Source organism: Salinicoccus sesuvii (assembly GCF_042648145.1).
Taxonomy (GTDB): domain Bacteria; phylum Bacillota; class Bacilli; order Staphylococcales; family Salinicoccaceae; genus Salinicoccus; species Salinicoccus sesuvii.
On sequence record NZ_JBHRWV010000007.1, the window covers coordinates 248868 to 261879 of the forward strand.

General features: G+C 42.3%; 13 protein-coding genes and 1 riboswitch. All 13 genes read right to left on the reverse strand.

What is annotated here, in order from left to right; all coding sequences use genetic code 11:
* The 13 genes from ACFOJ8_RS07045 to ACFOJ8_RS07105 all read right to left on the reverse strand — a co-directional run bounded on the left by ACFOJ8_RS07045 (position 1) and on the right by ACFOJ8_RS07105 (position 13006).
* Positions 1–660 carry a methionine ABC transporter permease gene (locus ACFOJ8_RS07045; protein WP_380654497.1) on the reverse strand — a complete coding sequence of 220 codons (660 nt, stop codon included), beginning with the start codon at positions 658–660 and terminating at the stop codon, positions 1–3.
* A complete protein-coding gene (locus ACFOJ8_RS07050; RefSeq protein WP_380654500.1) occupies positions 644–1666 on the reverse strand; it encodes a methionine ABC transporter ATP-binding protein in 1023 nt (340 codons plus the stop codon). Before ACFOJ8_RS07050 ends, ACFOJ8_RS07045 begins: the two co-directional genes overlap by 17 nt.
* 58 nt (positions 1667–1724) lie before the next feature.
* A riboswitch (SAM riboswitch) is annotated at positions 1725–1827 on the reverse strand.
* A gap of 67 nt (positions 1828–1894) precedes the next feature.
* Entirely contained in the window at positions 1895–3646 is a 1752-nt protein-coding gene (locus ACFOJ8_RS07055; protein ID WP_380654502.1) for an ABC transporter ATP-binding protein, read from the reverse strand.
* The gene (locus tag ACFOJ8_RS07060) at positions 3643–5379 is read right to left on the reverse strand and encodes an ABC transporter ATP-binding protein (RefSeq protein WP_380654505.1); all 1737 of its coding nucleotides are present in this window, start codon (positions 5377–5379) and stop codon (positions 3643–3645) included. The genes ACFOJ8_RS07055 and ACFOJ8_RS07060 overlap by 4 nt, the downstream gene beginning before the upstream one ends.
* Before the next feature lie 483 nt (positions 5380–5862).
* Entirely contained in the window at positions 5863–6225 is a 363-nt protein-coding gene (locus ACFOJ8_RS07065) for a hypothetical protein (protein WP_380654508.1), read from the reverse strand.
* Positions 6226–6236: 11 nt separating this feature from the next.
* Positions 6237–6920, reverse strand: coding sequence for a RadC family protein (gene radC / locus ACFOJ8_RS07070; protein WP_380654511.1), 684 nt, complete (start codon positions 6918–6920; stop codon positions 6237–6239).
* Positions 6917–7633, reverse strand: coding sequence for a prepilin peptidase (locus ACFOJ8_RS07075; RefSeq protein ID WP_380654514.1), 717 nt, complete (start codon positions 7631–7633; stop codon positions 6917–6919). The genes radC and ACFOJ8_RS07075 overlap by 4 nt, the downstream gene beginning before the upstream one ends.
* A gap of 251 nt (positions 7634–7884) precedes the next feature.
* On the reverse strand, positions 7885–8535 hold the full coding sequence (locus ACFOJ8_RS07080; protein WP_380654517.1) for a class II aldolase/adducin family protein: 651 nt from the start codon (positions 8533–8535) through the stop codon (positions 7885–7887).
* A gap of 12 nt (positions 8536–8547) precedes the next feature.
* Complete coding sequence (locus tag ACFOJ8_RS07085) at positions 8548–9828, reverse strand: TRAP transporter large permease (RefSeq protein WP_380654520.1); 1281 nt, start codon at positions 9826–9828, stop codon at positions 8548–8550.
* The gene (locus tag ACFOJ8_RS07090; protein WP_380654523.1) at positions 9825–10325 is read right to left on the reverse strand and encodes a TRAP transporter small permease; all 501 of its coding nucleotides are present in this window, start codon (positions 10323–10325) and stop codon (positions 9825–9827) included. Before ACFOJ8_RS07090 ends, ACFOJ8_RS07085 begins: the two co-directional genes overlap by 4 nt.
* Before the next feature lie 14 nt (positions 10326–10339).
* Positions 10340–11326, reverse strand: coding sequence for a TRAP transporter substrate-binding protein (locus tag ACFOJ8_RS07095; RefSeq protein ID WP_380654526.1), 987 nt, complete (start codon positions 11324–11326; stop codon positions 10340–10342).
* Positions 11327–11341: 15 nt separating this feature from the next.
* Positions 11342–12370 (reverse strand): zinc-dependent alcohol dehydrogenase, encoded by a 1029-nt coding sequence (locus ACFOJ8_RS07100; protein WP_380654529.1) that lies wholly within the window; start codon positions 12368–12370, stop codon positions 11342–11344.
* Positions 12371–12385: 15 nt separating this feature from the next.
* Positions 12386–13006 (reverse strand): GntR family transcriptional regulator, encoded by a 621-nt coding sequence (locus ACFOJ8_RS07105; RefSeq protein ID WP_380654532.1) that lies wholly within the window; start codon positions 13004–13006, stop codon positions 12386–12388.
* Positions 13007–13012 lie beyond the last annotated feature (6 nt).

A 13012-nucleotide genomic window follows, 5' to 3' on the forward strand; every position in this document is an offset into this window, starting at 1 on the left:
TCAGTTCCCCTCCTGTCTTCTTGTTAAAAAGTCCCCAATCAACTGTACAAGCTGCACTATGATCACTAGCGCAACAACAGTGGCAATCATCGTCACTGTATCGTAGCGATAATATCCATAACGAATGGCCAGGTCACCGATACCGCCGCCCCCTACTACACCGGCGGTCGCACTGAAAGCGATGATAGAAATAATTGTCAAAGTAATCCCTTGGGTGATGCCACGTTTTGCTTCAGGAATGAGTACATCTGTAATGATGAGTATCAGTGAAGCACCGCCTGCAATACTTGCTTCTATTACACCTTTGCCCACCCCGTTGAAACTTGTTTCCACCAATCTTGCAAAAAGCGGAACTGCTGCGATAGAGAGTGCGACACTCGCAAAAACTGGTCCATGCGAACTATTAGTCAGCCAGGTGGCTACCGGCATGATGGCAACAATGAGGATAATGAAAGGAAACGAACGAATGACGTTAGTAATGGCGCCAAGCACCTGATTAAGCGGCTTGATCCGGAACAGCAGTGGGTTTGCCGTTATGTAAAGTAGAATGCCAAGCGGCAACCCAATTAATACCGCAAAGAATATGGAAATCGACACCATAAGTGTAGTTTCAAGCAGTGCACGATATAAGAGCGGTGCAATTTCAGCGAGTCTCTGCATGGATTTCAGTCCTTTCTATTCCTGTTGATTCATCGATAAATGCTTTGAGTCTTGAAATTTCCTGTGGATCTCCTTGAACATGAAGCATCAAGAATCCGAGCGGCATATCCTGAATGTATTCAATACGACCATTCAATATACTGATGTCACATTCGAAGTGACGATAGAGCTGGTTGACATAATTAGCCTCAGCGTTTTCGTTTAAAAATTTGATAGTAATGACATCCGAGCGATCATTCATTTCGATATGAGGTGGAATAGCAAAGTCGTAGATATCCTGCACGAATCCTTTTGTTACAGCATGCTCAGGATGGCTGAATATACTGTAGACGTCACTTTCTTCAACTATTTCACCGGCTGTCATCACCCCAACGCGGTCCGCAATCTCCTTGATGACTCCCATTTCGTGCGTGATGAGTACAATAGTGATACCAAGGTCCCGGTTGATTTTCTTCAATAACTTCAATATCGTCTTCGTTGTCTCGGGATCGAGTGCACTTGTTGCCTCGTCGCATAAAAGTACTTCAGGATGGTTTGCTAGGGCCCTAGCGATCCCGACCCGTTGCTTTTGGCCCCCACTTAAATTCCCGGGATAGCTGCCCGCCTTGTCACTCAATCCGACAAGCGCAAGCAATTCCTCGATGCGTGATTTCACTTTTTTCTTATCATACTTGCTTGCCTTCAGAACGAATTCAATATTCTGATATACCGTTTTTGATTCAATGAGATTGAACTGTTGGAAGATCATGCCGATCTTCTGTCTTTTCGCTCGTAGCTTCTCACTGGACAAGTTACCAAGTGCCGTGCCATTTACATTAACACTACCAGAGCTCGGAGCTTCCAATAGATTAATTAGTCTGAGCAGAGTACTCTTACCAGCACCGCTGAATCCGATAATGCCGAATATTTCCCCGTCTCCCACAGTCAGCGAAAGCCGTTTAAGCGCTTCTACTTTTCTGCCTTTAACCTCATAAGTCTTTGATACATCTTCCAATACAATGGCCATGCAATCACCCCTCTATGTAAAATAAAAAAACCATCTGCCGAAATGGCAAATGGTTTCACGGTTATCTGCCAAGCGGTCGCTTGTAGGATTTAGCACAGTACCCTCCGGGCCTGTTGCTGAAGTTTCAAAGGGCCTAATCCCTCCACTTCTCTGGATAAAAGTATTCAATTGAATGTTCATAACTCTACATGAGCAAATGAGAATTGTCAACATTCACAATATTAATTATTAGATATTTATGCTGACTGGCTGTCCAAGTTGCATCGTATACATCTTGGCATACTCCTTGCCTTTGGCAAGTAGTTCTTCGTGATTTCCGCTTTCAACTATAAGACCGCTATCAAGCAGCAGGATCTGATCTGCATGCTGGATGGTCGAAAGTCTATGAGCGATGATAAATGTCGTGCGGTTTGCACTAACGACTTTCATGGCATGCTGGATCATCTGTTCCGTTTCGGAATCGATGTTGCTCGTCGCTTCATCCAGTACCAATACTTTCGGATTGAATACCATGGCACGTGCGAATGAAATGAGTTGGCGTTCACCAAGTGATAGTGTGGATCCACGTTCTGTCAACTCAGTATGCATTCCCTCTTCCATCCGTGACAGCATCTCTTCACCGCCAACACTAGCGAGGGCCGCTCTTGCTTCTGCCTCAGAAATTTCTTCGTTGTTCAGTCTCAGATTGAAAAGTAGAGATCCGCTGTAAATGAAGGGATCCTGCAGTACAATTGACATATGATGCCGTAGAGACTGCTTGCTAAATTCTCTCGTGTCTTTACCATCGAAGAGTATCTTTCCGCGAACCGGATCGTAAAAGCGCATCAGCAGGTTGATGATTGAACTCTTACCGGATCCTGTATGGCCCACGAGTGCCACGGTTTCTCCCGGCGACACGTCGATACTAATATCTTTGAGTACTGTATGTTTATCATCATAAGAAAAGCTTACTTCATTAAATGAAATGTGTCCGCTGAAATTGCCGAGATGCTCCTCTTCTTCCGTTTCAACTTCTGCGTCTAGTAGCTCAAATACCTTTACCGCAGCAACGCGTGCCTGCTCATATATATCAAGCTGTCCAATAATATTGAATAAGGGATTGAAGAACCGTGTTATATAGTCTACAAGGATATACATTGTACCGACAGTAAGCGCCGTTTGTGCATCAAGGAAACTAGACGCAAAAATGTAGACCATTACTGCAAAAAGAAGTGATCTAAGCGTTCCCATCAAGTTCTGCCCGGAAGCGCTATCCAGCTTAATAAGACTACCAGTACTTTTAAGATAATCGTTATTCAGTTCCTCAAATTCCCGCGTTATCTGCGATTCACGGTTGAAGATCTGAATAATTGGCATGCCGCTGATAGATTCGTTAATCATCGCATTAATATCACTATTACGTTCTCTTCTAGTATGGTTGAAGTCGTTCGAATATTTACGGTAGAGTATCATCCACACAATAATAATAGGTACAAACAGCAGCATGACCAGACCAGTCCAGATATTAATGAATAGCGTAATAACAGTAATCGCGCCAACAGTCAGGCTACTAACTAAAAACAATGGCAACACAACAGAGAACATATTTAATATTGATTCTGTATCGTTGGTGATTCGTGCTACCACCTTGCCAGCTGGTAGGTCATCGAAGTAGCGGATTGGCAACCGCTGGACATGCTGGAACACATCATTCCTCATTTTCTGTACTACTAGCGCCCCTGAGTTTTGCAGAACCACTTCTTGGAAGTAGCTGAACACAGCATGCAGCAGTTTGATACCAAGGAATACTCCAAGTAGCTGATAGATTGGCAACATTTCAATCTGTCCTGCTGCGTCTTGGATATGCCGATCTAAGATAATCATTGCGATTACCGGTCCAAGCAATTCAAATCCGACCATCAGTATCATTAATGTAATACCTAGTGCGAATCTGCCCTTGAATGCCATGGCATATACCATTAATCTTTTAATTTCTTTCATGTTGTTTCACCCCCAGTACGGTAATAGTCGTTCTGCTGGCTATACCAGCCACCGGTTGCTGATAGTGCTTCATGTGTGCCCATTTCAACAACTTCACCGTCATCCAACACCGCAATTTTATCTGCGTGCTGTACAGCAGACAATCTGTGAGTCACGATGATGGTTGTTTTGCTGGTACGGTTGCTTTTGATGCCGTCGATGATTCGTTTTTCTGTTTTCGCATCAACAGCACTGAGTGCGTCATCCATAATTAAAATATCGGGATCACGGATTAGACTTCTTGCTATGGAAATGCGTTGTTTTTGACCGCCACTTAGAGCGATGCCCTTTTCCCCGACCATCGTATCCAGTCCATGAGGCATACGTTTTAGATCGGTATCGAGCGCACTGAGACTAATTGCTTCTTCGAGTTCAGAAACAGTCGCATGTGGGTTACCAAAAAGAATATTTTCTCTGACAGTTCTAGAAAAAAGGATGTTCTCTTGGGAAACATAGCCAATCTTCTCCCTCAATGCTGTTTTATCCAGTTGAGCTATGCTCATGCCGTCAATGACTAGACCGCCTTGTCCTTCCGGATAAAGTTTCAAAAGCTGTTTGACAAGCGTTGATTTGCCGCTGCCAGTCCTGCCGACGATACCGAGTGTTTCTCCACTTTTAAGTTCGAAAGTGATATCTTTCAAGTTCATCCGTGTGCTCAGTGGATATTGGAATGACAGCTGATCGAAGTCCATTCCTGCGTTTGTCATCATCATATCACCCTGATGCAAGACATCATCTTCGGTGTCGAGTACAGTATCAATTCGAGTCAATGATGCATTGCCGCGCTGCATTACATTAAACAGCATGCCGAGCGCAAACATTGGCCAGATTAGCATGTTCAAATAGATGTTGAAAGTGACAATGTCACCAACTGATATCAGACCTCGGTTGGCTAATACTGCACCATAGCCAAAAGCGACCATAAAACTAAAAGTTGTAACTATGATGGTTAACGGTCTGAACAACGCATCCAGCCTTTCTACTTTCATGAACTTCTGTAGATAATCGTCAGTCATGCCTCGGAAGCGATTGTTCTCCGCTTTCTCCTGAACATAGCTGCGTGTCAGTCTGACGCCTTCAACGATTTCTAAGACCGAGTCATTCATCAGACCAAATGCTGCCTGACTTTCTTTGTGCGCGGCGTTAATTTTTTTGCCAAGACGTTGCTCGACAATAGCCAGAATTGGCAGTGGCAGGAGCGCGAATAGCGTCAGTTGCCAGGAAATTGTAAAGCCCATGACGAGAATAATCGTCAGCATGAAGGATGTCGCATCAATTAGTGTCAGTAGCCCGAAACCTGAGGCCATATTGACACTTCGCAAATCATTCGTTGCCTTGGCCATCAGATCTCCTGTTTTATTCCTTTCATAGAAGCTTGGTGAGAGCAGAAGGAATTTGCGCATCAGCTTCATCCGGATGATGCCTTCAATCTTCTTTGCGCCGTCAAAGAGTAGATAAGACCATATATAAGTCGCCGTATAGGTCATTATTGTGACGATAAGGAAAATGATGACCAGCTGCCACATGAGCCGCTCTGTCATTTCTCCGTCACCGATGAAGTCGATCGTCCGACCGATTAGCTGTGCCGGTAAGACTTCAAGTACATTCGCTATCAATAGTACGCCAATAATTGTTGTATACTTCCATTTGTTTTCTTTAAAATACCATTTTAGTTTCCATAGAAACTCAAACATGATAACACCACCCTGTTCTCACCAGGGACTCAATCCAGAATTACAATCGAGAGCATTCCCTGGTAGTCTTTGTTGAAATAGTCGTTGTTGTCTTTGCGTCAGGCTGTCTTTTGAATTTTGAATTTGGCATATCATTATACCTCTACTTTCTAAATATTCTTATAAATTACAATAAAAAAAGTGTGCACTATTAATGTGCACACTGATATCAGGCATAAAAATAGGGAGGCTTTCGCCTCCCCTAACAGATAAGAAATAATATATATGATATCTAGATTAGAACCAGGAGCGGTTAGAATCTATCGAAGGAGGCAAAACTATGCAGTTGTTTTTCAAAGTTGTTAGTTACTGTAAGCATGAAATTGTCCTCCTTGTTATGTAATTTATAAGATAAATAAATCATAACGTACATTATTTCGGTTTTCAACATATTTTACAATTATTACATGGATGTAATCTTTTTGTAATGTTTAAAAGGATTATTTACCAATCTGAAGTATAAAAAAGATCATATTTAACAAAGTCTAAAAATTTCGCATGGTAAAAGTCACAAGCCGCCTGATTAATATAACTATGATAGATTCGATCGTACTCATAAGAACCGAAGAAAGGGCCTGGAAAGGTAGGCATCAAAAGATTTGCCTTTTCTGGAAAATGACGAACTTCATTTAATGTAAGATAGAGTTTATTAATAGCTTCATTTGAAAGCTTAATCTTTCCACAATTTTCAATTTCATAATTTCTCACAAAATATCCTTGTAGTGCATTGAACTTTCGATAGTAACTATACTCTATAGTTTCTTGGGTTTCTTTCTCTTGCAAATACAAATACATATCGAGTCCCATTGAAGTCCTCCTTATTTTATATAATTCATTTCTTTTAGACTTACATATTTACCGGCTCCTATGATAACGTGATCGAGAAAATCCACTCCTATCATTTCTCCGCATTCGTGAAGCCGTTTTGTCACTTCTACATCTTCCCTAGACGGCGATGGGTCTCCACTAGGATGATTATGTACACAAATGATTGCCGCTGCACTCCTTTTTACTGCTTCCTTATAGACTTCGCGTGGATGTACTATACTCGTGTTCAAAGAACCTTTAAACATCGTCTCTTGATGAATAACCATATTTTTAGTCGATAAGTACAGAACAACAAAGTGCTCTTGCTGATAGTACCTCATCTTTTCCATGAGAAAATAACTTACATCTTCCGGGCTTTTGATGAACACATCTTCCTCTAACGAGTGGGTGTGCATTCTAATTGCCAATTCTATAACAGCAAGAATTGTTATCGCCTTGGCTTCACCGATACCTTTTACACTGACTAACTCTTGATAAGTTAAGTTTCTTAACTCTCTTATCGATTTCATATTTTGTATTATCCTATTAGCTACAGTAACACTAGACTCTTCTCTATTGCCTGTATTGATAATAATGCCAAGTAGCTCCTGGTTCGTAAGTTTATCCGCTCCGTAGTTCATCAATCTTTCTCTTGGTCGATCTGCGTTGTGCATTTCTTTGATTAAAAGAGTCATACAAAACCTCCGAAGTATATTTGGTTCATTTCCTCATACAAAAGAAACGAGAGGATTAGTGCGTTGGTTATGAATGGTACTAAAGGTATTTTGCTCGGTATATTACTTCTGTAGAGATGAATGACAAAAATGAATACACCACCAATTATATAAGTAAGTAAAATTGTATATATGAAGAAATTCACTGGGGTAATCAATGTAATTACAGTAAAGAGTTTTATGTCACCATATCCTATGTAATCAGAGAAGAGAATATAGAAGAGATGTAGTATAAGGATTATTATGGTATCTTCCATAAGATCTACGTATGATAATTCGGTTAAATAGAGCCCTGTGAAGAGAAAAATAAGGTTCATATGATTGGGTATTTTATATGTTTTTACATCATTTATTGAAATAGGTATGAGAAGCGTTATTACGAGATAATATAATGTGAAGTCCTTTAAAGAAAAATCATATAATATAGGTAAACTATACAGAAAGATTAACAATACCTCACAAATGAAAGCCCCCCTATCAATGCTCGCACCACATTGTGAGCATTTACCTCTTAGAAAGATAAAACTAAAAAGTGGTATGAGTTCCACCCACTTCAGAGTATAGTGACAAGAGTCGCAATAGCTTCTCCTGTATAAGAAGTCAATATTGTTGGCAGATACCATAACGTACGTAAATGATGCTAATATACCTCCTAAAAGCAATATCCAAATCATTTCGTCCCTCCTCTACTATCGTAATATTACCCACAAGTTTCCGTACTGTAAAAAAGCAGAAAAAAGAAAATATGTTGAATTTGAGGTGGATATAGTAACACTGTGCATAAAAGCAAACCGTATTCACGTTTCTGTATTTACACGCCCCAATTTCAAACAGAAAAGAAAAGTTTAATTCCATACAAAATCCTAAAAGCAAAGCATGGTAGCTAAATTTTTCAGCTACCATCTTATAAGTTTCTATTTAATTGTTACTCTGGCCATTTTCTCACTGGCTTATAGCCAGAATTTTTCAAGAAATCTTCTACATTCCCGTGGGATAGCCCTTGCATGTTGATACCATTCTGCAAGGCTGTAATGTGCATCTTCGAAGTGTACTCCAGTGTTTCAAGTGCCATCCTTGCTTCCTTCAGGTTAGTATCGTAAACAATTATCCCGTGGTTCTCAAGCAGCAGTATATTACCTTCTTTAGACTTTTCCTTCACTGCTTCTGCGAGTTCTTTACTGCCTGGATGGTAGTAAGGAACTCTGACGATTCTCTCCAAATAATACATAGCTTCGACGAAGTAGTTCGAAGGCAATTCTATATCGGAGTTTGCGACTAAGGTACTGTAGAATGGTGAGGAGTGCAGTATCGCGTTAATCTCCGGACGGTTTTCATAGATGCCTTGGTGCATGATGTGTTCCTTGGATGGCTTCTTGCCTTCCACGAGCCCATTTTCGTCACAGAGCGAAAACTCTTCCTCTGTAATTTCGCTCAAGTAGGTCCCGCTTGCGGACACATAGAACTGGTTGTCATTGAGTCTTGCGCTGATGTTTCCGGCTGTTCCCCACACAAGTTTATTGTTTCCCATGAATTCTCCGGTTCTCTTTAAATCATGAAGTAATGTTTCTTTATCCATAAATCCATCTCCCTACTTTGTATCAAATAGTTGTACAGGTCCTAAAGCAATCTGAGGAATGAACGTTATGAGTGCAATCGCGATGATGACCGCGATATAGAATGGAATGAGTGCACGCGTCAACTGATCAATTCTTATCTTACCGATTCTGCCAACGATGAACAAGTTCAAGCCGAGTGGCGGTGTCACCATTCCAAGTGCCAGCGCAACAATCATGACTACACCAAAGTGTACAGGGTCAACGCCAATTTCAGAAGCAATCGGTACGAGAATCGGTGCGAGGATGATGATGGAGGCATTGGTCTCCATAAACATACCAATAAATAGAAGTAGGACAACGACGAGCAACAGGAATATGACTGTACTATCCGTTACTGATGTAATGCTTTGTGCAACTTGTTGCGGTACATTTTCAATCGTCAGAATCCAGCTGAACAATCCTGCCGTAGCCAGAATAAACATGATGGAAGCAGTTGTTTCAGTCGCTGTAGTAAGTACAGTCCGGATATTACTGAAGCCGATACCTTTATATACGAATATACTGATGATGAATGCATAAACGACTGCCACAGCTGCTGCTTCTGTTGCGGTGAAGATTCCACTGTATATGCCTCCTAGAATGATGAAAGGCATGATTACAGCTGGAATCGCTTCCCAAAAAGCATTCATTACTTCTTTGCCAGTTGCTTTACGTTCTTTTGTGTAGTCTCTTCTTTTAGCAATCAGATAAACAGTGACAACAAGTCCGAGTCCGATGATGATGCCTGGCAGCATGGACGCAACAAAGAGATCGCCAATAGAAGCACCTGCTGCGACACCATAAAGTATCAATGGAATACTTGGTGGCAAAATAATGCCGAGTGTACCAGAAACTGCCTGGACCCCCCCAGCGAATTCTTTATGGTAACCGCGTCTGATCATGGCTGGGATCAGTATGGATCCGAGAGCCGCAGTTGCTGCGACACTGGAACCTGATATTGCTGCGAAAAACAATGTCGTCACGACTGTGACGATTGCCAGACCGCCGGTCACATGCCCGGTCAATGCATTAGCAAGGTTTATCAGCTTCTGTGAGATCCCCCCATACTCCATGATGACGCCCGCTAGAATAAATAGTGGAATCGCCATCAGCGGGAATGAATCCAGTGCGACGAAACTTCTTTGTGCAACTGTCGCCAGTGGCATGTCGCCAGCGATGAAGAGTGCTAAGGCAGACGAAAGACCGAGCGAGATTGCTACAGGAACGCCCAGAAGGAATAGAATCAATAGCGAGACGATGAGTATTGCGATCATGTAAGTTTTTCCTCCCCTTCATTTCCTCTGTAAAGCATTTTTTCAAATAGTACTGCAAGCGCATTCAAAAACATCAATAATCCACCCAGTGGTACAGCTGCATAGGCCCAAGCCATTGAAAACTGCAAGTTTGGTGTTGCCTGTCCGATAACGATATAAGTCAGCTGTGCACCGAAAATCAGCAACAGTCCAAAGAATACGGTACTTACAGCGAGAACGATTATGTCCAGAATACCTTTGGCTTTCGGATTCACTACTTCCAATAGAAAATCGACAGCAATGTGCGCACTTTTTCTCACTAACAGTGCAGAACCGAGAAACACGATATAGATCATGAGATATCTTGAAATCTCTTCTGTCCAGCTGATTGGATAGTTGATAACGAATCGTGTCAGTACTTGGAGAAAAACTAGTGAGACCATGACGATAAACAAGGTAGAAACGATGTATCTCAGAGCTGAATTCAAAGTGTCCATAAAACTAATATATGCTTTCATCTAATAACTCCTTATTATTTCAAATCGATGATCGAGTCGTAGAGTTCTCTTCCGTATTTGTCGGCAAGTTCATCATGCACAGGCTGTACGAGCTCCATAAAGGGTTCTGTATCTACCTCGATGATTTCAACACCTTCATCCAAGAATTCCTGTGTTGCGACTTCGTCTTCCTCGAGCACAAGTTCATTCTGGTATTCTGTCGCTTCAGTTGCCGCCTCTTGTACCGCTTGTTGCTCTTCTGGTGTCAGTTTTTCAAACATTTTTTCACTTGTCAGAAGCTGAACATACCCAAAGACATGATCCGTCATAACCAGGTAGTCTTGGACTTCATGTATTCTTGCATTGGTTGAAAACGATAATGGGTTTTCTTGTGCATCAATAACGCCCGTTTGCAGAGATGAGTAGACCTCTCCAAAATTCATTGGTGTCGGGTTGGCACCCATTGCTTGCCAGCCTTTAACCGAGGCTTCTATATTCGGTACTCGGATCTTCAGACCTCTTAAATCTGCGGGAGTTTCCACTCTGACATTGCTAGTCAGTTCCCTAGGTCCACGCAGCCAGAATTCAAGGCCACGAATGCCGGTCGCTTCTAACGTTTCATCCTGTAGTCGCTGCCCCTCTTCGCCGTACAAAAACGTTTCCAAATGATCCTGATCTTCAAACAAGTATGGCAACTCTAAAATTGCATATGGTTCGTAGAAGTTCGACATGACACCGGCGACGAGCGCAAAATCGACCGAGCCGATCTGCATACCCTCAAGTAAATCCCTGTCCGAGCCCAGGGTAGAACTCGGATAGACATCCACTTTAACCGAACCATCCGTCTTCTCGTCGACCAGTCTTGCGAATTCTTCTGATCCTTTGTGCCAAGTATGGGATTCACCTTGAATGTGCCCCATTCTAAGAACAGTAACATCCTCCGCCTTGGTGCTGCCACAACCAGCCAGCAGCAAGGCGGCAAGCCCCAAGAACAATAAAATTTTATATTTAAATATATTCACTTATGCCCCTCCATTTTAGGAATCAAATTTAACCAATACTTTAACGGACTCATCTTCTTTCTTATCGACAATTTTAAAACCATAGTCTGCTTCATCCAGTGATAGTCTATGTGAGATCACTTTATTGACTGGAATCTTATCTTCTTCAATAATTTGGACTGCCTCATCTGTATCCGGTCTGTTGTAAGTCATGCAGCCGATTATCTCTTTTTCGTTTTGCTGCAAGTTCTCTATATTCACTTCCTGTGACCCATTGAACATCGCAACTGTGATAACTTTACCACCCTTACGCAGGAGGGATAGAGACTGATCGATGATGCCGCGGACACCGGCCGTAACGAACACTTTGTCAAACGAGCCCCCAAGTGCACTCTTTGCATTCTCAATCCAGTTACCATCGCGCGCGCTGTTGACAGTCATTGTTGCGCCCATCTCTTCAGCGACATCGAGAGAATAGTCAAGCACATCCGTAACCAATGTCGTTTCCACACCTCTGTGCTTTACAGCAGCAAGCGTCAAGAGACCGATTGGACCTGAACCGATGATTGCCACTCTGTCTGTGGGTTTAATGTCCGCTTTATAAGCAGCGTGGACACCGACAGCCAATGGCTCAACGAGGACCCCTCTGTCGTAATCTACGGAATCCGGCAGTTTTATCACTTGCGACTCAGGAGAAACGAAGTACTCGGCCATCGCTCCGAGCCATTCGCCGATGCCGGGTGCAAGCCTTTCGTCGGAATAGTTGATATTACCGGTCATCACACCTTCACTCTCTCCGGTACCAATCTGTGGTTCGACAGTGACTCTATCACCTGCAGAAAAGTCTGTTACACTGCTGCCGACTTCAACGACCTCTCCCGCAATTTCATGGCCGATGATGACAGGCGGTTTCCGAAATGGGTGGAGTCCTTTATACGTATGGATGTCAGATCCGCAGATACCTGCAGCTTTCACTTTGATTAATACTTCATTATCTTTCAATGTCGGTACTTCGACTTCTTTGACTTTGATGCTTTCTGGTGCGTCTACATAAACTGCTTTCATGTCTTTTCCTCCTTGTTATTTGAACAATATTGATTTCGAGTTTTCCAGATGCTTCGCCATCAGTTCGACGCTTTCCATCTGATGCGCTTTCAGTGCTTCGTATATCTGTAAGTGATCTTGATAGAATATTTTTACTCTCTCGGGATCCTTCCTGAGGTGTTTCAAAGTAATTCTACGCAGATGATCCTGTCTGTTGATTAAAATCTCAGTAATTTCCATGTTGCCGGCCATATTGCTGATGGCCAAATGGAACTCATGATCATAGGTAGCAAAACTGTTGATATCAAGGTTATCCGTCACTTCTTTTGTGGTATCCAGTATCTGCTTTAGTTCGTCCAGCTGGTAGCTATTAATTCTACCGTGCAGTGATTTACAGTTAAACGTTTCGAGCGCAATCCTCAGGTTATACATATCGTTAATCTTGTCGACAGACAATTCATTGATGAAGATGCCTTGCTTTGAAGACACTGTTAGGAACCCTTCCGTTTCAAGGCGAATCAATGCGTTCTTGATCGGTGTCTTACTCATATCGAGGTCTTCGATGAGCGTCCGCTCGGATAAGAATTTACCCGGCGTGTACTCTTCGTTCAGTATTTTCTGTTTGATTCTATCGTAGGCAATATCTTTTAGTAGCATCTATCT